The 21670-nt window shown below is 58.9% G+C and carries 21 protein-coding genes; 14 read left to right on the top strand and 7 right to left on the bottom strand.

Annotation, left to right across the window (positions count from 1 at the left end):
• Positions 1-6 precede the first annotated feature (6 nt).
• Complete coding sequence (gene thrS, locus JAO82_RS07695; RefSeq protein ID WP_198685794.1) at positions 7-1953, bottom strand: threonine--tRNA ligase; 1947 nt, start codon at positions 1951-1953, stop codon at positions 7-9.
• A gap of 215 nt (positions 1954-2168) precedes the next feature.
• On the opposite strand from thrS, the gene JAO82_RS07690 reads away from it, so the two are divergent.
• Together JAO82_RS07690 and JAO82_RS07685 are read left to right on the top strand one after the other, a co-directional pair.
• Positions 2169-2921 (top strand): alpha/beta fold hydrolase, encoded by a 753-nt coding sequence (locus tag JAO82_RS07690; protein ID WP_198685793.1) that lies wholly within the window; start codon positions 2169-2171, stop codon positions 2919-2921.
• A gap of 90 nt (positions 2922-3011) precedes the next feature.
• The gene (locus JAO82_RS07685) at positions 3012-3704 is read left to right on the top strand and encodes an alpha/beta fold hydrolase (protein ID WP_198685792.1); all 693 of its coding nucleotides are present in this window, start codon (positions 3012-3014) and stop codon (positions 3702-3704) included.
• 489 nt (positions 3705-4193) lie between these two features.
• Here the strand turns inward: JAO82_RS07685 and JAO82_RS07680 are convergent, their stop codons facing one another.
• Positions 4194-4508, bottom strand: a complete 315-nt coding sequence (locus JAO82_RS07680) for a DUF1244 domain-containing protein (RefSeq protein ID WP_198685948.1) — start codon at positions 4506-4508, stop codon at positions 4194-4196.
• A gap of 193 nt (positions 4509-4701) precedes the next feature.
• Between JAO82_RS07680 and pyk the strand changes: the two genes are divergently transcribed.
• The 8 genes from pyk to JAO82_RS07640 all read left to right on the top strand — a co-directional run bounded on the left by pyk (position 4702) and on the right by JAO82_RS07640 (position 12497).
• Entirely contained in the window at positions 4702-6147 is a 1446-nt protein-coding gene (gene pyk, locus JAO82_RS07675) for a pyruvate kinase (protein ID WP_198685791.1), read from the top strand.
• 139 nt (positions 6148-6286) lie between these two features.
• Positions 6287-6487 carry a 50S ribosomal protein L35 gene (rpmI, locus tag JAO82_RS07670; protein ID WP_198685790.1) on the top strand — a complete coding sequence of 67 codons (201 nt, stop codon included), beginning with the start codon at positions 6287-6289 and terminating at the stop codon, positions 6485-6487.
• Positions 6488-6502: 15 nt separating this feature from the next.
• Positions 6503-6868, top strand: coding sequence for a 50S ribosomal protein L20 (gene rplT, locus JAO82_RS07665; RefSeq protein ID WP_198685789.1), 366 nt, complete (start codon positions 6503-6505; stop codon positions 6866-6868).
• Between the two features lie 124 nt (positions 6869-6992).
• The gene (pheS, locus tag JAO82_RS07660) at positions 6993-8066 is read left to right on the top strand and encodes a phenylalanine--tRNA ligase subunit alpha (RefSeq protein WP_198685788.1); all 1074 of its coding nucleotides are present in this window, start codon (positions 6993-6995) and stop codon (positions 8064-8066) included.
• A gap of 64 nt (positions 8067-8130) precedes the next feature.
• Positions 8131-10524: a phenylalanine--tRNA ligase subunit beta gene (gene pheT / locus JAO82_RS07655; protein ID WP_198685787.1), complete on the top strand. Its 2394-nt coding sequence runs from the start codon at positions 8131-8133 to the stop codon at positions 10522-10524.
• Between the two features lie 84 nt (positions 10525-10608).
• Positions 10609-11055, top strand: coding sequence for a YtoQ family protein (locus JAO82_RS07650; protein WP_198685786.1), 447 nt, complete (start codon positions 10609-10611; stop codon positions 11053-11055).
• A 127-nt stretch (positions 11056-11182) separates the two neighbouring features.
• The gene (gene mscL, locus JAO82_RS07645; protein ID WP_198685785.1) at positions 11183-11611 is read left to right on the top strand and encodes a large conductance mechanosensitive channel protein MscL; all 429 of its coding nucleotides are present in this window, start codon (positions 11183-11185) and stop codon (positions 11609-11611) included.
• A 79-nt stretch (positions 11612-11690) separates the two neighbouring features.
• Positions 11691-12497, top strand: coding sequence for a mechanosensitive ion channel family protein (locus tag JAO82_RS07640; RefSeq protein WP_198685784.1), 807 nt, complete (start codon positions 11691-11693; stop codon positions 12495-12497).
• A 41-nt stretch (positions 12498-12538) separates the two neighbouring features.
• Here JAO82_RS07640 and ald read toward each other — a convergent pair whose 3' ends face one another.
• Both ald and rpsU read right to left on the bottom strand, forming a co-directional pair.
• Positions 12539-13657: an alanine dehydrogenase gene (gene ald / locus JAO82_RS07635; protein WP_198685783.1), complete on the bottom strand. Its 1119-nt coding sequence runs from the start codon at positions 13655-13657 to the stop codon at positions 12539-12541.
• Between the two features lie 323 nt (positions 13658-13980).
• Positions 13981-14187, bottom strand: coding sequence for a 30S ribosomal protein S21 (rpsU, locus tag JAO82_RS07630; RefSeq protein ID WP_007118112.1), 207 nt, complete (start codon positions 14185-14187; stop codon positions 13981-13983).
• 196 nt (positions 14188-14383) lie between these two features.
• Here rpsU and JAO82_RS07625 point away from each other — a divergent pair, with 196 nt between their 5' ends.
• Both JAO82_RS07625 and JAO82_RS07620 read left to right on the top strand, forming a co-directional pair.
• Positions 14384-15070, top strand: coding sequence for a COQ9 family protein (locus tag JAO82_RS07625; RefSeq protein ID WP_198685782.1), 687 nt, complete (start codon positions 14384-14386; stop codon positions 15068-15070).
• A 36-nt stretch (positions 15071-15106) separates the two neighbouring features.
• Positions 15107-16096, top strand: coding sequence for an NAD(P)H-quinone oxidoreductase (locus JAO82_RS07620; RefSeq protein WP_198685781.1), 990 nt, complete (start codon positions 15107-15109; stop codon positions 16094-16096).
• Positions 16097-16123: 27 nt separating this feature from the next.
• Here JAO82_RS07620 and JAO82_RS07615 read toward each other — a convergent pair whose 3' ends face one another.
• Positions 16124-16978, bottom strand: coding sequence for a DUF2189 domain-containing protein (locus JAO82_RS07615; protein ID WP_198685780.1), 855 nt, complete (start codon positions 16976-16978; stop codon positions 16124-16126).
• Between the two features lie 222 nt (positions 16979-17200).
• On the opposite strand from JAO82_RS07615, the gene JAO82_RS07610 reads away from it, so the two are divergent.
• Positions 17201-18184 (top strand): quinone oxidoreductase family protein, encoded by a 984-nt coding sequence (locus tag JAO82_RS07610; RefSeq protein ID WP_198685779.1) that lies wholly within the window; start codon positions 17201-17203, stop codon positions 18182-18184.
• 84 nt (positions 18185-18268) lie between these two features.
• On the opposite strand, the gene JAO82_RS07605 is transcribed toward JAO82_RS07610, so the two are convergent.
• Positions 18269-18910: a ribonuclease T2 family protein gene (locus JAO82_RS07605; RefSeq protein ID WP_198685778.1), complete on the bottom strand. Its 642-nt coding sequence runs from the start codon at positions 18908-18910 to the stop codon at positions 18269-18271.
• Positions 18911-19045: 135 nt separating this feature from the next.
• Here JAO82_RS07605 and JAO82_RS07600 point away from each other — a divergent pair, with 135 nt between their 5' ends.
• Positions 19046-19801, top strand: a complete 756-nt coding sequence (locus JAO82_RS07600) for a DUF1013 domain-containing protein (RefSeq protein WP_198685777.1) — start codon at positions 19046-19048, stop codon at positions 19799-19801.
• A gap of 429 nt (positions 19802-20230) precedes the next feature.
• On the opposite strand, the gene JAO82_RS07595 is transcribed toward JAO82_RS07600, so the two are convergent.
• Entirely contained in the window at positions 20231-21520 is a 1290-nt protein-coding gene (locus JAO82_RS07595; protein ID WP_198685776.1) for an acyl-CoA dehydrogenase family protein, read from the bottom strand.
• Between the last annotated feature and the right edge of the window lie 150 nt (positions 21521-21670).

The raw sequence follows: 21670 nt of genomic DNA, 5'->3' as shown, positions 1-21670 counted from the left end.
CGCGCGTCACCGCAAATCGGGCGGCGTGGCCTCGTGTGCAAGCGCCGCCGTGACCTCTTCCAGCGTCTGCACACTGCTCTGCCGCTCGCCGAGACGGCGCAGCGACACGGTGCGCTCCTCGATTTCGCGATGGCCGACGGCCAGAATAACCGGCACCTTGCCAACCGAATGTTCGCGCACCTTGTAGTTGATCTTTTCGTTCCGGATGTCGGCTTCGACGCGCACACCTGCATCCTGCAGTGCCGTGACGACCTTGTGCACGTAATCATTCGCGTCTGAGGTGATTGACGCCACGACCACCTGCCGCGGAGCCAGCCAGAACGGCAGTTTTCCGGCGCTGTTCTCGATCAGGATACCGAGAAAGCGCTCGAAACTCCCCAGAATCGCGCGGTGCAGCATGACCGGCCGATGTTTTGATCCGTCGGCTCCAATATAAGTCGCACCGAGCCGCTCGGGCAGGACGAAATCGGCTTGAAACGTGCCAAGCTGCCACTCCCGCCCGATGGCGTCGGTCAGTTTGAAGTCCAGTTTCGGGCCATAGAACGCACCTTCGCCGGGATCGAGTTCGAAATCATCGGTGACGGTGCGGATTGCCGCCTCAAGCGCCGCCTCGGCCTTGTCCCAGATCTCGTCCGACCCGGCGCGCACCTCGGGGCGGGTCGAAAATTTGATCTCGAAACTTTCGAATCCGAGATCGCTATAAACCTCGCTCAGCATCTTGATGAAGCGCGCGGTTTCGGCCTCGATCTGTTCTTCGGTGCAAAAAATATGGGCATCGTCTTGGGTAAAGCCGCGGACTCGCATCAGCCCGTGCAGCGCGCCGCTTGGCTCATAGCGGTTGCAGGAGCCGAATTCCGCCATGCGCAGCGGTAGATCACGATAGGATTTGATCCCTTGATTATAGATTTGCACGTGGCAGGGGCAGTTCATCGGCTTGAGCGCGTTGATCGATTTCTCGCGCGCATGCTCCTCGTCCACTTCGACGATGAACATGTGTTCCTGATATTTTTCCCAGTGACCCGACGCTTCCCACAGCTTCCGGTCAACGACCTGCGGGGTGTTCACTTCGACATAGCCGTGGGCACGCTGCTTGCGGCGCATGTAATCCTGCAAGGTGGTGTAGACGGTCCAGCCATCGGGATGCCAGAATACCTGTCCGGGGGCCTCCTCTTGCATGTGGAACAGATCCATCTCGCGGCCCAGCTTGCGGTGGTCGCGTTTGGCGGCCTCTTCCAGCATGTGCAGATGCGCCTTGAGCCGGTTCTTGTTCAGAAAGCCGACACCATAGATGCGTTGCAACATCGCGCGATCGCTGTCGCCGCGCCAATAGGCACCGGCAATGCTCATCAGCTTGAACGCATCCACGGGGACCTGCCCGGTATGTTGCAGATGCGGGCCGCGACAAAGATCCTGCCAGTCGCCATGCCAATACATGCGCAGCGGTTCGTCGCCCGGAATCGCCTCGATCAGCTCTACTTTATAGGGCTCGTCATTGTCCTGATAGTGCTGGATCGCGCGCTCACGGTCCCAGACTTCGGTGGTGACTGGGTCGCGCTTGTTGATGATTTCCTTCATCTTCTTTTCGATCAAACCGAGATCGTCAGGGGTAAAGGGCTCTTCCCGGTCGAAATCGTAATACCAGCCATTCTCGATCACCGGCCCGATTGTCACGCGGGTCTCGGGCCAGATTTCCTGCACGGCGCGGGCCATGATATGCGCAAGGTCATGCCGCACCAGTTCGCTGGCCTGGACCTCGTCCTTGATGGTGTGGATGGCGATGCTGGCATCTTCAACCAGGGGCCATTGCAGATCCCAGTGCTGCCCGTTCACCGTGGCGCTGATCGCCCTTTTTGCCAGTGAATTCGAAATGTCGGCGGCCACTTGCGCGGGGGTTACTCCAGCGTCGTAATCGCGTGCATTGCCATCGGGAAAGGTGAGGGAGATCTGGGCCATGTTGGCATCCTCGTCAGTTTGGCGCCCACTGAACGCCCGGTTGCGGGTTGGTTTTCGCGCTTTATCTGACCGCAGAGCCGCCGACTGTCAAGCTCGTCGCGGCAGCGGGGTTGAGGCTGGACGAGGTCCCTCATTTGGCTGAGCGGGGATAACCTGCTTTGACGGTTGCAGCCGTCGCACTGCCATGCATGATCGCGCCTCACAGGAGGATCGAAATGACCACGCCAGCTATCTTTACGACACCGCACGGCCGTCGCATCGCCCATCATCTCAGCGCGGGGCGCGGGCCCACCATCGTCTTCCTTGGTGGCCTGAAATCCGACATGGACGGCACCAAGGCATTGCATCTGGAGAGCTGGGCGCACGCGCAGGGGCGGGCGTTTCTGCGGTTCGATTATTCCGGTCACGGCCAGAGCAGCGGCACCTTCGAAGAGGGTTGCATCGGCGACTGGGCCGAAGACACATTCGAGACGGTCCACGCGCTGACCGAGGGACCGCTGGTGGTCGTCGGCTCGTCCATGGGCGGCTGGCAGGCGCTGTTGCTGGCGCGCCGGGTTCCCGAGCGTATTGCCGGAATGGTCACCATCGCCGCGGCACCCGATTTCATCGAAGACGGCTGGTGGGCCGGGTTCACCGAAGCGCAGAAACAGGCGCTGGAGCGGGACGGGCAGGTCGAGCTGCCCTCAGACTATATGGAGCCGTTCGTCGTTACGAAACGCATGATCGAGGACGGGCGCAGGCAACTGGTGCTGCGCGCGCCGCTGGACCTACCGTTCCCGGTGCGGTGTCTGCAGGGCACGGCGGATACCGCCGTCAGCACAGACACCGCGCTGCGCCTGCTGGACCACGCCGAATGCCCCGATATGCGGCTGACATTGGTCAAGGACGCGGATCACCGGTTCTCTGATGAAACCTGTCTAACGCTGATCGAGCGCGCGATCGAGGACGTGTTGGGCGCAGACGTCTGAGCAGGACCGGCTGATTGCCGCCGACGGTCCGTTGACACCGCGTTGCTACAGGCGGAGTGTTCTGAAAATAAAAAAAGGAGCAGGCCATCCATGACAGAACCTCTCGTGCTGGTGCCGGGTATGATGTGCGATGCGCGGGTGTTCACGCCGCAGATTGACGCCTTGTCGCGTGAACGGGCGGTGACCATCGCGCCGGTCAACAGAGGCGAGCGAATCGAGGAGATCGCAAGTCAGATTCTAGACCAAATGCCGACTCGCTTCGCGCTGGCGGGCCTGTCGATGGGCGGGATCATTGCTATGGAACTGCTGCGGCGCGCGCCGGATCGGATTACAAGGCTGTGCCTCATGAGCACCAACCCGCAGGCTGAAACCCCGCCCGAGGCGGCGGCGCGCGAGCCGATGATTGTAGGCGTGCGCGCCGGGCGTTTCGATGAGGTAATGCGCAATGCCATGCCGCCGTCCTATTTGGCACCGGGGCCGGGGCGCGTGGCGGTTCTGAACCAGATCTACGCCATGGCCGCCGATCAGGGTGCCGAGGCTTTCATTCGTCAGAACCGCGCCCTGCAGCGCCGCCGCGATCAGCAGTCAACGCTGGGCAAATGTGCTGTGCCCGCGTTGGTGTTATGCGGCGAGCATGACACGCTGACCCCGGTGAAACGGCATGAATTCATGGCCGAGCTGATGCCGCAGGCCAAGTTGCGCATCATCACAGACGCGGGGCATTTTCCGACGCTGGAGCAGCCCGAGGCAACGACTGATGCTCTGCGCGACTGGCTGTCATAGCCCGCAATGTCACGCTGAGTTGGAGATATTGGGACAGGCTGCGGCTTGTTGAAGGCCGAATTTTGCGGCAGTAGCCTGATGGCGCAGAGGCCCTCCCACCTGCGGAAAAAAGCTGCGCAGCCGAATTGCACCGATCAGCGATCGATTGGGCCATATGCAGCGCGTCTGCAAGATATCCCGTCGAGCACATGAAGCGTGAAATTCTGAAGCTGATCAGATAGTGATCCAGCCTTTAAGAGGGATGTGTGTGCATGCATCAGGGCGGGGCAGGGGACTCGTGCTCGTATCATTGTGTCAGTTTGCTGGTTTGCGGCTGGTCGGTCGATTCGCCGGCAGTCTCCGGCCAGTGAGCTCTTCGCATCAAGGCAATACCAACGCCGGAATAAGTTGGAGACTTAGGGTGGTATCCATTTTCTCATAAATAGAAAGGCCGCCCATGCGCAAATGTCACGGGCGGCCATGCGGTACGTTTGGGTCTCGCGCCGCTGCTTAGTCGGCTTTGCCTACGTTTTGTTCAAATGCTACCTTAAATTCGGCCTGTTGTTCCGCGCTGGCCTCGGTCTGATATTTTGCCCGCCATTCATCAAAGGGCATGCCGTAAAAAATTTCACGGGATTCGTCCTTGCTCATTTCGATGCCGCGCTCGTTGGCCGCCTCCTGATACCAGCGGCTCAGGCAGTTGCGGCAAAATCCCGTCAGATTCATCATGTCGATATTCTGCACATCAACCCGATCCTGCATCAAATGCTGTTGTAGCCGGCGAAAGGCTGCGGCCTGAAGTTCGATTTCGGTTTGATTGTCCATCACTGATACCTCCGTTCGATGTTTAGCCTGATCTAGGGATGCGGCGCGCACATGTCACCCCGGCAAGCGTATCGACCAGAGCAAATTGCAGGTCTTGCGCCGGATCAGTGCGGTTGCCGAGCATGAGGAATTACGCCATAACCACTCCAGAAATGTTTGCGATAACGCACCCCGACCGAGGACACCCATTACCATGAGACGCCAGCGAAACGTCAAGATCGTCGCCACCCTTGGCCCGGCATCTGAAACCTATGACACGATCCGCGCCCTGCATGAGGCAGGCGCCGATGTTTTCCGGCTGAACATGAGCCACGGCACGCAGGATGACATCCGCGAAAAGCACCGAATCATCCGGCAGGTGGAAAAAGATCTGGACAGCCCTATCGCCATCCTTGCCGATCTTCAGGGGCCGAAATTGCGTGTGGGCGTATTTGCGGCGGGCGAACATGATTTGCAGGAAGGTGCGAGGTTCCGTGTCGATCTGGACCCGGCTGAGGGGGATGACAACCGCGTCTGCCTGCCGCATCCGGAAATCTTCGCGGCGCTGCGAGTCGGCGCTACCTTGCTGGTCAACGACGGCAAGATTCGACTGAAAGTGACGGAGTGCGGCGAGGACTATGCCAATTGCGAGGTCGTTGCAGGTGGCACCATCTCGGACCGCAAGGGGGTCAATGTGCCCGACGTTGTGCTGCCGCTGGCGGCGCTGTCCGAGAAGGACCGCGACGATCTGGAATTCGCCTGCAATCTGGGCGTTGACTGGCTGGCGCTGTCATTCGTGCAGCGCCCAGAAGATGTGCATGAGGCTCGCGCTCTGGTCGATGGCCGCGCCGCGATCATGTGCAAGATCGAGAAACCCGCAGCGGTCGAGAAGTTCGACGAAATCCTGGCGGTTTGCGACAGCATCATGGTGGCACGCGGGGATCTCGGGGTGGAATTGCCGGTACAGAACGTGCCGCCGATTCAGAAACGGATGGTCCGCCGCTGCCGTGCGGCGGCCAAGCCGGTGATCGTGGCGACGCAGATGCTGGAATCGATGATTGATAGCCCGATGCCGACCCGCGCCGAGGTCTCGGACGTGGCGACTGCCATCTATGAGGGCGCCGACGCGGTGATGCTGAGTGCGGAATCTGCCGCCGGCAATTACCCGGTCGAGGCTGTCCGTACCATGGATAACGTCGCGCGAGAGGTCGAGAATGATCCGACCTATACCGAAATCATCAATGCCTCGCGCAGCGTCAAAGGCTCGACCACCGCCGATGGTATCGTCGCCGCCGCGCGCGAGATCGCGGAAAAGACCGACATCAAGGCGATCTGCTGTTTCACGCAAAGCGGCACCACCGCATTGCTGACCGCCCGCGAACGCCCCGGTGTTCCGATCATTGCGCTGACCTCGGTGCGCAATACTGCGCGCCGTCTGACCCTCAGCTGGGGCTGTCATTGCGTCATGACCGAAGAGTTGGACCGCTTCAAGATGGCGGTGGTCAATGCCGCCCGCGCCGCCCGCACCGCGGGCTTTGCGGACACGGATGACCAAATCGTGATTACCGCCGGGGTGCCGTTCAATGTGCCCGGAACCACGAATATCCTGCGTATTGCCCCCTGTGACGAGCGCCTGATATTGCGCACCGATCCGGAGTGATCCTTTGGGCAGGGGGATTGGTGCAATCTCCTTGCCACCACCACGCGAAATGTCTAAAGGACGCTTTCTATGGCGCGACCGGCCTATGCGGCATGCCGAGTCGCGCCTGCCACCGATCTATAAGAATAAGGAGACGGAAATGCCCAAGATGAAGACCAAATCAAGCGCCAAGAAGCGCTTCAAGGTGACGGCGACCGGTAAGGTGTTGGCTGGTCAGGCTGGAAAGCGTCACGGTATGATCAAGCGCAGCCGCAAATTCATTCGCGACGCTCGCGGCACGACCACGCTGTCGGCCCCCGACGCAAAAATCGTCAAGGGCTTCATGCCCTACGACCGCTGATAGGAGACAGTCGATATGTCACGCGCAAAAAACAGTGTCGTCACCCACGCCCGCCGCAAAAAAATCATCAAGGCCGCCACCGGCTTCAGCGGTCGTCGCAAGAACACGTTCCGCGTCGCCACGCAGGCGGTGGACAAATCTAACCAGTACGCCACGCGCGACCGGAAGAATCGCAAGCGGAATTTCCGCGCGCTGTGGATCCAGCGGATCAACGCCGCGGTACGTGCCCATGACGAGGCGCTGACCTATAGCCGCTTTATCAACGGTTTGAATATGGCCGGGATTCAGGTGGACCGCAAGGTTCTAGCCGATCTGGCCGTTCACGAGCCCGACGCATTCGGCGTCATCGTGAAACAGGCTCAGGACGCGCTGAGCGCCTGATCGGCCCAGCGTTGACAATACAAGGGCCGCCCCGATCGGGCGGCCCTTTCGTTTTTCGGGGCAGTCTTGCGTTTGGCCCCACCTATGGATAGCAACCGGGCAAAACCGGGATCAGGGGACCGTGATGGACGATCTGAAAGCAAAATATCTGGGTCAGATCGCGGATGCGGCGGATGAAGCCGCGCTTGAGGCGATCCGCCTTGCCGCCATTGGTAAGAAGGGCGAGGTGGCGCTGAAAATGCGCGAGTTGGGCAAGATGACGCCCGAGGAGCGCAAGGTTGCGGGCCCTGCTATGAACGCCGTGAAGGACGAGATCACCAGCGCCCTTGCTGCCCGCAAAGCGGCGCTGCACGATGCGGCGCTGGACGAGCGGCTGCGCAGCGAATGGCTGGATGTAACGCTGCCCGCGCGGGTGCGGGGCCAGGGCACGATCCACCCGGTCAGTCAGGTCACGGAAGAGGTTACGGCAATTTTTGCCGAAATGGGCTTTTCCGTCGCCCAAGGCCCGCGGATCGACACCGACTGGTACAATTTTGACGCCCTGAACATCCCCGCCCATCACCCGGCACGGGCCGAGATGGACACGTTCTATATGCACCGCGATGCGAAGGACGACCGCCCGCCCAACGTGTTGCGCACCCATACCAGCCCGGTGCAGATCCGATCCATGGAAAAAACCGGCGCGCCGACCCGGATCATTTGCCCCGGCGGCGTGTACCGCGCCGATTACGACCAGACCCATACGCCGATGTTCCATCAGGTCGAAGGGCTGGCGATTGATCGCGACATTTCCATGGCCAACCTGAAATGGGTTCTAGAAGAATTCTTTGCCGCATTTTTTGAGGTGGACGGGATCAAGATCCGTTTCCGCGCCTCGCATTTCCCCTTCACCGAGCCGTCCGCCGAGGTCGATATCCAGTGCTCATGGGTCGATGGCCAATTGCGCATCGGCGAAGGCGATGACTGGATGGAAGTTCTGGGCAGCGGCATGGTGCACCCATCGGTGCTGCGCGCCGGCGGAATTGATCCGGATGCGTGGCAGGGCTTTGCCTTTGGCATGGGCATCGACCGGATCGCGATGCTGAAATACGGCATTCCCGATCTACGGGCGTTCTTTGACAGCGACCTGCGCTGGCTCCGGCATTACGGGTTTGCCAGCTTGGATGTGCCGACCCTGCGCGGAGGGTTGAGCAGGTGATGCTGGAAGTCATAGCGGCTGCGCGCATGAAAAAAGAAACAAGCGAAAAGCTGGGAGCACGACTATGAAATTCACCCTATCCTGGCTCAAAGAGCATCTCGACACCAGTGCCAGTGTGGACGAGATCGCCGATACGCTCACCGATCTGGGGCTTGAGGTAGAAGAGATCTCGAACCCTGCGGCGCGGCTGGCCGATTTTACGATCGGCAAGGTGATCGCCGCCGAAAAGCACCCCGATGCCGACCGGCTGAAAGTCTGCAAGGTGCTAACCGACGAGGGCGAAAAACAGATCATCTGCGGCGCGGCCAATGCCCGCGAAGGCATCACCGTGGTCGTCGCCAAGCCCGGCACCTATGTGCCCGGCATCGATACCACGATTCAAGTTGGCAAGATTCGTGGCGTCGAAAGCTATGGCATGATGGCCTCCGAGCGCGAGATGGAGCTGTCGGACGAACATTCCGGCATCATCGAACTGCCTTCGGGTGAGGTCGGGCAAAGCTTCAGCGACTGGCTGGCGGAACATGACCCGGCGCGCGTCGATCCGGTGATCGAGATCGCGATCACCCCGAACCGACCTGACGCCCTTGGCGTGCGCGGCATTGCCCGCGATCTGGCAGCGCGGGGCGTGGGCGAGATGAAACCGCGCGACAGCCAGCCGGTTGAGGGCAGATTTCCCTGCCCGATTCAGGTTTCCATCGACGAGGATACGCTGGATGGCTGTCCGCTGTTTGCTGGCAGGGTCATTCGCGGCGTGACCAATGGCCCCAGTCCGCAATGGTTGCAGGACCGGCTGCGTGCCATCGGATTGCGCCCTATCTCGGCCTTGGTTGATATCACGAATTTCTTTACCTTTGACCGCAATCGCCCGCTGCATGTGTTTGACGCCGACAAAGTGGCGGGGGGGCTGCGGGTCCACCGGGCCACGGGCAGCGAGAACCTGCATGCACTGGACGAGCGGGATTACGCTTTGCATCCCGGAACGATGGCAATTTCTGACGAGTCCGGCGTGCAAAGCATTGGCGGGATCATGGGCGGATATGCGACCGGCGTCACCGGCGAGACCGTCAATGTCTTTTTAGAAAGCGCCTATTGGGACCACGTCCAGATTGCCTTGGCGGGCCGGGCGCTCAGGCTCCATTCGGACGCGCGCTATCGGTTTGAGCGCGGGGTCGACCCCGAATATACTTTGCCGGGGTTGGAAGATGCGACCCGGATGATCCTTGACTTGTGCGGCGGCGAACCGTCCGAGGTGGTGGTTGCGGGCGACGTGCCGAACCACGCGCGGGCTTACCGGCTGGATGTGGACCGGGTGCAAAGCCTGGTCGGCATGGCGATTCCCGAAGGCGAGCAGCGCAAGACGCTGACCCAACTGGGTTTCCGGCTGGACGGCGATATGGCGCATGTGCCCAGCTGGCGCCCCGATGTACACGGCGAGGCCGATCTGGTCGAAGAGGTGGCCCGCATCGCCTCACTGACCAAACTTGAAGGTGTGCCTTTGCCCCGTCCCGCAGGGGTTCCGAAACCGGTGATGACCCCCGGCCAGCGCCGCAAGCAGACCGCGCGACGGACCTGCGCAGCATTGGGATATAATGAATGCGTGAGCTATTCCTTCATCGACCAATCCAGCGCGGCGCTGTTTGGCGGTGGCGATGATGCGACAATGCTGGAAAACCCGATTTCCTCGGAGATGAGCCATATGCGCCCATCGCTGCTGCCCGGCCTGTTGCAGGCGGCGGCACGCAATCAGGCGCGGGGGTATATGGATCTGGCGCTGTTCGAGGTTGGCCCCGCATTCCAGGGCGGCGAGCCGGGCGAACAGTCCGAACAGGTGACGGGTGTGTTGATTGGGCGGACCGGCCCGAAAGATGTGCACGGTGCCGCGCGTCCGGTTGACGTGTATGACGTCAAGGCCGATGCCGAGGCGCTGCTTACGGAGATGGGCGCGCCAGCACGGGCGCAGATTTTGCGCGGAGGGCCGGATTGGTGGCATCCCGGACGGCATGGCATGATTTGTCTGGGCCCGAAAAAGGTGCTGGGTATTTTTGGCGAATTGCATCCGCGCATTCTGGAGGCGATGGAGGTGAAGGGACCGGCGATGGCCTTCACGCTGTGGCCCGAGGCGGTCCCGTTTCCGCGCAAGGCTGGTGCGACGCGCCCGGCACTGAAACTGGCCGATTTGCAAGCGGCAGAACGCGACTTTGCCTTTGTCGTCGATGCCGAGGTAGAAGCGCTGGCGCTGGTCAATGCTGCTGCCGGTGCCGACAAGGCCTTGATCGAAACCGTGCGCGTGTTCGATCAGTTTATCGGCGGCAGTTTGGGCGAGGGCAAAAAATCTCTGGCCGTGACCGTGCGGTTGCAGCCAAAGGACAAGACCTTGACCGAAGCCGAGATCGAGGCGGTCAGCAAGCGCATCGTCGAAAAGGTCGCCAAGGCAACCGGCGGAATCTTGCGCGGCTGATTGCAGAATTCGCCTTCGGCGAGGATATTTGCAGCAAGAAGAAAGGGCGGGAAGCGCCCTTTCAGATGGACAGGAGAATTCGATATGGGATTGAAAGTTTATCTTTCTGGCGAGATCCACACCGATTGGCGGGAGCGGATTGTCGAAGGGGCAAAAGATCTGGATGTCAGCTTTGCCGCGCCGGTGACGGATCACGACGCCAGCGATGATTGCGGGGTGGCGATCCTTGGCGCAGAGGACGACAAGTTCTGGCATGATCACAAGGGAGCCAAGCTGAACGCGATCCGGACCCGCACCGAGATTGAAAAGGCGGATGTGGTGGTGGTGCGCTTTGGTGAGAAGTATAAGCAGTGGAACGCGGCCTTTGATGCGGGCTATGCTGCGGCCTTGGGCAAGGCCCTGATCGTATTGCACGGGGCCGATCACCAGCACGCCCTTAAGGAGGTCGATGCTGCGGCACTGGCGGTGGCTGAGCACCCCGAACAGGTCGTCGACATCCTGCGCTATGTGCTGACCGGGAACCTGCCCTAGCATGATAGTCGATCCGCAACAGTAAGCAGAATTCGGTCTGGTCCGATCAACCAATTGTGTAAATGTCGCAAAACTCTTGCGAATATCATGCGGCAATTGAAATGTGATCCGAACAGGAGAATTCGTCGTGCTAAAAGAATTTCGCGATTTTATCGCCCGTGGCAATGTCATGGATATGGCCGTGGGGATCATCATTGGAGCGGCCTTCACGGCCATCGTATCGTCGGTGGTCGAGGATCTGATAAACCCGATCATCGGTTTGTTCACAGGCGGAATCGATTTTTCCAATCAGTTCATCGTGCTCAGCGGCAGGGGTGACTATGCCTCGCTTGAAACTGCGCGCGAGGCTGGGGCGGCGGTGTTCGCCTATGGGTCGTTTTTGATGGCAGTAGTGAATTTCCTGATTATTGCAGGGGTGGTGTTCATGCTGGTCAAAGCCGTCAATCGTGCCAAGGAAGCCGTGTCGCGTGATCCGAAAGCTCCGGTGGTTGAAGAACCTGCCGGGCCGACCGAGCTAGAGGTGCTGATGGAAATTCGGGATCGGCTGAAAGCCTGACAACGATAGCTTACAAGCAAGGCCGCGTTTGACCTGATAGGTCGCGCGGCCTTTTTATATAGTGAAAAAGGAGAGACGAATGGAGGGGATACTTGAGGAAGTCGGCGCTTATACGCCGCTCTTGATAAATACGGCAAAGGCGCTGGTCGTATTGGTCCTGGGCTGGATTGCTGCGGGGGTGATTTCAGGCTTTGTGCGGCGGCGAATTTTGTCGCATCCGCGTCTGGACCAAACCCTGGGTGCGTTCGCAGCCAATATAGTGCGCTGGCTGATCCTGATCGTGGTGGTGCTTGCGGTACTCAACCTATTTGGGATCGAGGCGACAAGCGTTGTCGCCATGCTGGGCGCCGCGACACTGGCGATCGGGCTCGCATTACAGGGCACCTTGAGCGATCTGGCGGCCGGGTTTATGCTGGTCTTGTTCCGGCCGTTCAAGCTGGGCCAATATGTCGATATTGCCGGCACGTCTGGTACGGTGGTGGATTTGAACCTGTTCTTCACCGAGCTGAAAACACCCGATAATGTCCAAATTGTGGTTCCCAACGGGCAGGCGTGGGGGCAGATCATCACCAACTATTCCCACCATGATACCCGTCGCCTGGATCTGACATTTGGTATCGACTATGAGGACAGCGCCGATCAGGCAATGCAGATCATCCTGGACAAGGCAAATGCCGATAGCCGGATCATGGACGATCCAAAGCCTTGGGTTCGGGTGACCAATCTGGGCGAAAGTTCCGTGGATCTGACAGCGCGGTTGTGGTGCCAAGCGAGTGATTATTGGGATCTGAAGTTCGAGCTGACAAAATCGATCAAGGAGGCCTTTGACGAGAACGGCATCTCGATTCCGTATCCCCACCGAGTGGAAGTCGTGCGCAAAGCATGACCAGCGCGATGTCGGGCCGGATTGCACCGGCCCGACAACGGTCAGGCCGAGATAAGTTCGGCGATATCTGTTGTTTCGATACCCAGCGCTTCGCCGACTGCGGTATAGGTCAAATGACCATCATGCAGATTCAGGCCATCCTGCAGATGGGCGTTTTCGACGCAAGCACGTTGCCAGCCCTTGTCGGCCAATGCCAGCATCAACGGCATCGTCGCGTTGTTCAGGGCGATGGTGGCGGTACGCGCGACGGCACCAGGCATGTTGCCAACGCAATAATGGATGATACCGTCCACGTCATAAATGGGGTCATCATGTGTCGTCGCCCGCGTCGTTTCAAAGCACCCGCCCTGATCGACTGCCACATCTACCAGAACCGAGCCGGGTTTCATCAAAGCAAGCTGATCACGGCTGAGTAGTTTGGGGGTTGCCGCGCCGGGAATCAGAACGGCACCGATGACCATGTCGGTGCGGGGCAGCAGGTCGGTCAATCCGGCCTGTTCGGAAAACTGAGTGGTCAGGCGGCCCATGAACATATCATCAAGATAGGACAGGCGCGCCACGGACTTGTCCATCACCGTTACATTCGCACCCATACCGACCGCTACCCTTGCCGCTGCGGTGCCGACCACGCCACCGCCAAGAATAGCGACATTTGCCGGGCGTACACCCGGCACGCCGCCCATCAACACGCCACTGCCGCCATTGGCCTTTTGCAGCGCCCATGATCCGGTTTGTGGCGCCAGACGGCCAGCAACCTCGGACATCGGAGCCAGCAAGGGCAGGCCGCCCTTGCGGTCGGTGACGGTTTCATAGGCCAGAGCAGTAACACCGGATTTCAAAAGATCGCGGGTCAGATCCAGGTCGGCGGCGAGATGAAGATAGGCAAACAGGATTTGCCCCCGGCGCAGAAGCTCACGTTCGGCGGGCTGGGGCTCCTTCACTTTCACGATCATTTCGGCTTCGGCATATAGTTCGCGTGCGCTGGCCATGATGCGCGCACCCGCAGCCTCATAAGCGGCGTCTTCAAATCCCGATCCCGCTCCGGCATTGGTTTCGATCAGAACCTCGTGGCCGCGAGCAATTGCCGCATGTGCCCCGTTTGGTGTCATTCCGACGCGAAATTCTTGCGGTTTGGTTTCTTTCGGGCATCCGATTTTCATTCTATTTTTCCCTGATTGCCGCGATGTCCATGTGGACGCCTGCGCGAGTCGTTTCCGTGCACACATATGACAGGCGGGCGAAGTTTATGTTGTCCGTGCTCAAACGGCTCATCGCTGCGCAAGATGTTCAAAAACGCTTTGGGATGCAACCGGCCTTTTGCGATATAGTTATTGTCGCTGCCGGGTTCGGTTTGACGGCGTCAGACGCCTATTATATTGGCGGTCAAGATGGTCGAAAACCCTGCTCATAGCCGTAAAAAAGACAAACCCCCGCAGCGGAGCTCCGGGGGTCATCAATCTTGTGTCGTAAACGTCGTAGCTGTTTACATCATGCCTTCGCGCTGTGCCTTCTTGCGCGCCAGCTTGCGGGCCCGGCGAATCGCCTCGGCCTTTTCGCGTGCCTTCTTTTCGGACGGCTTCTCGAAATGCTGCTTGAGCTTCATTTCGCGGAAAACGCCTTCGCGCTGAAGCTTTTTCTTGAGCGCACGAAGCGCCTGATCGACGTTATTGTCACGAACACTTACCTGCATGTGGTTTTCACCACCTTTCTAGTTTGATTTGCAAGGATTTGCAGGAGGGTCTAACATAAGCGCGTAGACAGGCGTTGTCCAGAAACAAACGTCAACCCACACAGCGTTTTCGGATCGTTTGTAGCATCACGAATGCTTGGCCGGTTGGAACTTTCCGCAGGATCGGCCAGTGTCATGTCAATGACAGGAGCCGCCCATGACCGAATATCAGGACAGTGCAGATCAGATTCTTGATGCTGCCTTGACACATGTTATCTTTGACGGCTGGTCCGAGTCCACATTTCGCACCGCGATCACGGATAGCGATGTCCCGCCGGCGCTTGCGCGTGCGATGTTTCCGCGCGGGGCGGTGGACTTGGCATTGGCCTGGCACGACAGAGGCGATGCAGAAATGGTGGCACGGCTGGAAGCGGCGGATCTTGCCGATCTGCGTGTTCGCGACCGGATCGCGACCGCCATTCGATATCGTATCGAAGCAATAGACGATAAGGAAGTCATGCGCCGCAGTGCCACATTCTTTGCGCTGCCCCAGCACGCGCCCGATGGGGCACGTGCCCTGTGGCGCACCTGTGATCTGATCTGGACGACGCTGGGCGACAGCTCCGATGATGTGAACTGGTACACAAAGCGCGCCACTTTGTCCGGCGTCTACTCGGCAGTTTTGCTATACTGGCTGGGGGACAGCAGTGACGAGAGCACCGCAACCTGGGAATTTCTTGACCGGCGCATCGACGAGGTGATGCGCATCGAAAACCTTAAGGCGCAGGTTCAAGACAATCCATTGCTGAAGCCGTTTCTTGTCGTGCCGAACTGGTTTCTGGGCCAAATCCGCCCGCCCCGCGAGCGTGACGACCTTCCAGGAACGGTATATCGGCGCAGATGAACTGGCAGGATTTTTACCAATTCAGGGAGAGACCGGATGACAGATATCATGCGTGCCGTCGAGATAAGCGAACCCGGCGCTCCCGGCGTCCTGAAGCTGACCAAGCGTCCGATACCGCAGCCGGGTAATGGTCAGGTGGTGTTTCGTGTAGCCTGGGCGGGAGTGAACCGCGCCGATGCGATGCAGCGCGCCGGGCTCTATGCGCCACCTGCTGGGGCCAGCGATCTGCCGGGTCTCGAGGCTGCAGGTGAGATCACGGCGATCGGTCCCGGAGTTACGGGTTGGTCGGTCGGAGACAAGGTTTGCGCATTGCTTCCGGGAGGTGGATATGCCGAATTTGTGGCGACGCCCGCCGCACATTGCTTACCGATCCCCTACGGGATGGATTTGAAACATGCTGCATGCTTGCCGGAAACCTGTTTCACCGTGTTTTCAAATGTCTTTTCGCGGGGCGCACTGCAGGGAGGTGAGCGGTTTTTGGTTCACGGCGGCGCAGGCGGGATCGGAACGACGGCGATTCAACTGGCTCACGTCTTCGGCGCGCGGGTATTCGCGACGGCCGGATCCGATGAAAAATGCAAGGCGTGCGTCAGGCTCGGGGCGGAGCGGGCGATCAACTACCATTCAGAAGATTTCGTCGAGATACTGCAAGGCGAGGGCGGAGCGAACCTGATCTTGGACATGGTGGGCGGCGATTACCTTCCGCGCAACGTTGCCGCGCTGGCCGACGATGGGCGTCTGGTGCAGATCGCAATGTTAAAGGGCTCCGAGATCAAGCTGAACTTTGCTCAGGTGATGTTTCGCCGTTTAACCATAACGGGCAGCACGCTGCGCCCGCAAAGTGATCTGGCCAAGGCGCGTATCGCCACCGATTTGCTGGATTCTGTCTGGCCGCTTTTTAATGAGGGGCGCGTCGGCACGATCTTAGACCGTGCGTTCGATCTGGCCGACGCCGCCAAGGCGCATGCCCGGCTGGAGGCAAGTGAACATATCGGCAAAATCGTCCTGAAGGTCAGCGGTGAATAGCAAGAAGCCTCGGCAATATTCCGGCGCCTACACGACGGCGCGCCGATAAAGGTGCCAGGTCGCATGGCCCAGTATCGGGATGATCAGGATTAGCCCGGCCAGAATCGGGATGGCACCGAGAACCAGTAACGTGGCGACGATCAGACCCCAGCACAGGATCACACCGGGATTACGCCGCATCACCCGCACCGACGTGACGACAGCCGTGGGTACACCCACCTGCCGGTCCAGCAGCAACGGAAAGGACACGACACTGACCGCCAGTGCGACCAGAGCGAACACGAACCCCACGCCGACACCAACAACGATCATGGTCCAGCCCGCACTGGTCTGGAAAACGTCGCGCAGGAACTGCGAGAAACTGGCCGCCGGATCAGGTCCGATTGTCCACATGTGGATGAGGTGGGCGGTGACGATCCAAATCAGGAAAAGCGCCCCAAGCCCAATCCCAAGCACCAGGATTGCGCCAAAGCCGGGTGCTTTGACTACGCCAAAAGCATCTGCCCAATTGGCGTCTTGTCCCGCCTCGCGTTGGCGGCTGATTTGATAAAGCCCGACGGCGGCAACCGGCCCCAGCAGCGCAAAACCCGCCAGAAGCGGGAACAGAAGGTGGACGGCGTTCAGTTGAAACCCGACAATGATGAGCAGAAGCCCTGCCAGCGGGTAGATTACGACCGCCAGCATGGCATCGGTACGGCTGGCCATGAAGTCATCTATGCCGGCGCGCAAAGCCCCGCGCAGATCGGACAAATGCAGATCGCGAATCTGCGGCTGGCTATGGGTGGTTCCGCCTAAGACCGCTGATGATTCCGCGAGGTGCGTTCCGCTTGCGCCCAGATGCTGTGCCGCCCAGCTGAAAGGATTTCCGATTGTCTTTGCCATCTGCTCATCCTCCGCAAATTCGGGAATTGTTTCCCGTGGAATGGGGCAGCCCGCCGCTTGACCGGACAGACCATCCGTTAGCGTTGGGGAGAATTATACCATATTCTCGCCGTGAACCGGATCACTCATTTGCGAGGTTGTCCGTGGCAAGGATGGACAGTGCCGGATATTCGCGCAAGATCGGGTCATATATGCCAAAGCAGAGCACACGAGGAACGACAGATGATGCAGACAGCGCGCACCGTAATATTCGAACAGGTCGGTGGCCCCGACGTTCTGGAGATCCAGGAGCGCCCCGTGGGCGAGCCCGGTCCGGGCGAAGTGCGGATCGCGCATCGTGCCTGCGGATTGAACTTTATCGATGTGTATCAGCGCAGCGGGTTATATCCGATGGATCTACCGCACGCTCTGGGGATGGAGGCCGCCGGGGTAATCGAGGCGGTCGGTGATGGTGTGACCCATCTGCGCGAAGGCGATCGCGCGGTCTATGCGGCGACTCCGCCCGGTGCGTATTGCGATATGCGCGTGATGCCTGCTGCACAGGTCTGTCCGTTGCCTGACGATATCTCTTTCGAAGAGGGAGCTGCGATGATGCTGCAAGGCATGACGGTGGAATATCTGTTTCATCGGACAACTCCGCTCCAGCCCGGTGACAGCGTTCTGTTCCACGCCGCTGCGGGCGGGGTGGGATTGATCGCTTGCCAGTGGGCGCGTTCTGAAGGGATTACCCTTATCGGTACGGCTGGAACCGATGAAAAATGCGCGTTGGCGGTAAAAAACGGGGCGACGCATTGTGTCAATTATCGAACCGAAGATTGGCCGAAACGGGTGCGTGAGGTGACGCAAGGCCGGGGGGTCGATGTGGTGATGGACTCGGTCGGCAAAGACACATTCGATGGCTCGCTGGCCTCGCTGAAACCGCTGGGCATGATGATCTCGTTTGGGAACGCGTCGGGTCCGGTACCGCCATTTAACCTTGGAGTTCTGGGGCAGATGGGATCGTTGAAGCTCACCCGCCCGTCACTGTTCACCCATATCGCCGATCACGAAACCTGTCAGAGCATGGCGCGGCATCTCTTTGACAAGGTACAGGCAAAAGACGTGGAAATTCATATCGGCCAAAGGTTCGCACTCGAACATGTGGTCGAGGCGCATAGAGCGCTGGAGGCGCGAGAAACGACAGGATCGACCATCTTGACGATTTGATAGCACCCCCTGATGTCCCGCAGGATTGCAGTGGTGGGATTTGGGTATTTTTAACCAGAAAGAGGCTGGAGTGCTGCGCGATCATCAGCGGATCGGCAGCAAAACGGCGTCCAACAAGGTGCAGTCGCGGCGCACGTCAGGTCCACATTGCATTGGTTTGAGGGTTCGGGACAGGCACAGGCGTGCTTCTTGGATATGGCCATCCTTGCAGGTGATGGTCAGCATATCGGCGTGCCAATCGGGATTGGCCTTGAGGAAGGCCTCTTCAACAACCGACGCAGGCAGTTTGATAGCGCGGTCGAGCTGGCGCAATGCGGGAGGGCGATTGACCATCGCATAGGCGGAGCGCGACAGGGCGAAATAATTCGCTGCCGAGAAACCTGTGCAGCTGCCGTGTTTCTGCCATTGGTGCCAGGCTAATCCGGCGCTACCCATGATGTCGGCCATTGTCGCGGTCATTGCCCGTGTCGGCGGGGGTTGCGCAGTCTCGCACCAGGATGGATAGCCGCGCTGCCATTGCGGCCAGAGTCCGTGCAGGGTCCAGCCGTGGCTGTGTCGTGAGTCGCATTGATCGTCGCCACGAGCCGCCCCGGTTTGCGCGCACCAATTCGGCGACCAGCCAAGCGATAGAACGTAATAATCAAACGTTCCAGCGCGCGCGCCCTCCGCCGGCGAAGCGGTGGCTAGGGTCAGGCTGAGCAGGGTAGAAAGGAGGGTGCGATACATTCTGGGCTTTCCATAGCCGGATGTTTTGACTATAAACGCTGCAAGTTCCCCGACAATGGTAACCTGTCCTGAACGTCAGGACCGCCGGCGCAAGCCAGGCATCGGGCAAGAATTGAGTCGAAGGAGAGACGCATAATGGCTAAACCGATCATGGCCCGCGCGACCGCTGTATGGCTGGTTGAGAACACGACGATCAGCTTCAAGCAGATCGCCGATTTTGTTGGCATGCACGAACTGGAAGTGCAGGGGATCGCTGATGGCGATGTCGCGGCAGGGGTCAAGGGGTTCGATCCGATCAGTAACAACCAGTTGACTCAGGACGAGGTTGACGCCGCGGAAAAGAACCCGCTGCACAAACTTAAGCTGAAATTTAATCCAGCGGCAGTCGGTGAGGAGAAGCGTCGCGGGCCGCGCTATACGCCGCTGTCCAAGCGTCAGGACCGTCCGGCTGCGATCTTGTGGCTGGTCAAATTTCATCCGGAGCTCACTGATGGCCAGATTGGCAAGCTGATCGGTACGACCAAGCCGACGATCCAGTCGATCCGCGAACGGACCCATTGGAATATGGCCAACCTCCAGCCGATTGATCCGGTCGCGCTGGGATTGTGCAGACAATCCGAGTTGGATCAGGTTGTGCAAAAGGCGGCCGCCAAAAAAGAGGCTGAAGGCGCGGTGATGAGCGATGACGAACGGCGCAAGCTGGTCAGTACTGAACAGAGCCTGGGAATGGAGACCGAGCCGCGCATCCCGACCGCCATTGAGGGGCTGGAAACCTTTACGCTGGGTGGATCGAAAGACAAAGATGAAGAGGTGGAAGAAGACGAGCGGGATCTCCGAGATGCTGAAAGCTTTTTCAACCTTCCCAAGAGCGAAGAAAACGAAGACGAATGAGCCGTTAAGTTGATGTGGAAGGCTTCGGGTTTGGTTCAGTTCAAGTAACGCGCAAAGTCGCGACTTAAAGCTTTCCGCTATCATAGCGTGTTGCGTTGATCGGGAGTTCGGGATTCACGCGGTGGCATGAGGCTGCGTTGGCGCAGCACGCGCGCTCATGGTGCCGGGTGAATAGGTTTCACCGCAATATTTTCGAACCTGATATTGTACTGGCTTCCAGTTCGACCGGATGCTTTAGCTCGAGCAAGGCGGCTTAGGGAAAGCTTCAAGCAGGTCAGTTTTCGGGCACGCCACTTGCAACACTTAATCTGGTCGAGCGAGGTGGCTAATGAACTGACAGAGCTGTGCAACCTCCCGACCTTTCCGGCCAACATAATATTGGAACAGCTAAGCCCGGAGGTTCATCAGTCAGTGCTTGGAAACTGCAAACTACCAACCCTGCATCGATTTTTTGAACTCCACAGGCTCACAGTTTCTAAAGGCGTTGGTATCGTAGTCCTTATCCGCCATGACTCCCCAAACCTTGCGGCGCTGCATTCCTACCGTGCCCGCGTCGTAAATTGGGAGAACCGCGGCTTCACGCAATAGCTTTTCGAGCGGGTATTCCTTGCTAAGTGAGTTAACGCCAGCAATCTGCATGCATTTATAGACAGAATCGAACAACAGCTCGGTCGAGAAAATCTTGGCCATCGCCCCAAAAGCCTGCCCTTCTCCATCGTGCATATCCAAGTAGTGTGCCGCCTTCCAGCAAAGATAACGACTGGCCTCGATACGCATAGCGACATCGCCCAGCATATAACCGACCGCTTGATGGTTGATGATCGGCTTGTCTCCAGCGGCAGTGAACGTTTTGGCCCATTCCATAGTCCACTCAAATGCTGATCGCGCGACTCCGACAGCCGTAATTCCGGCCACCGGCCCGGACCAGGTGAATGCTTTGGACACTATCAAGTCCCCGTTGCCAATCGCGAAAGCATTCTCCTCAGGCACACGGCAGTTATCACACTCAATCCAGTTATTTTGGTTGGTCCGGTGCCCGATCTTGTCGATTGGCGCCTTGAAGGTCATGCCCGGAGTTCCGCGGGGGACCAAGATGGCGCTTAGGCCTTCATTGCCGCCCTTGTGCTTGTCGGTTCTGACAATGAACATATTGACGTTCGCGCCCTTCAGGTCCCACCCACCAGAGCTGCTCGGCCAATACTTAGATCCATTTAGAACATACTCGCGATTCGCTTCGTCATATTCAGCGGTCATCTGCAGTCCTGCCGGAAAGGCGCCTGCGTGATCAAAGTTGGCTGTACCGGCCGTTTCGCTGACGTTGAAGCCCGCGATGTACTCCCCTGTCTGATCGCTTGTGGCCTCAACCAGCCACTTCCTTTTCTGCTCTTCGGAGCCGTACCAAAGCAATGGTAAGAGAGCGAGACCGTTGACCAAAAGGATACAGCCAAATCCCGGGTCTACGGCACAGACCTCTTCTGCAACGATTTGCAGGTCGACGTTAGTGATCCCGGAACCTCCGTATTCTGTTGGTATAAACCCGAAGGTAAGTCCAAGCTTATGTGCTTCGATATACGCAGGCTTCATCATAGCGAATGCTTTTTGCGGATCAGGCTCTGCATCAGCTTCAAGCGCAATCGGCTTAAGAATGTTCTGTGCAAAATCGCGCGCCGTTTTTCTCAACGACACTTGTTCAGCGGTCAATGTGAAATCGATAGACATTACTTCCTCCCCCCAGCAAGCAATAGGTACTGACAATACCAATATGTGAATCTCAAGCCAAAGTAAAGGAAACACTGGTAAGCGCGGCATTTCGGAGCGAACATTATACAATGTTAGATGTCAGCGCTCGTGGGCCCGATTTGCTGTTTG

This window comes from Pontibaca salina (assembly GCF_016307205.1).
GTDB classification, from domain to species: Bacteria; Pseudomonadota; Alphaproteobacteria; order Rhodobacterales; family Rhodobacteraceae; genus Pontibaca; species Pontibaca salina.
This window is presented reverse-complemented; position numbering and strand designations above follow the sequence as displayed.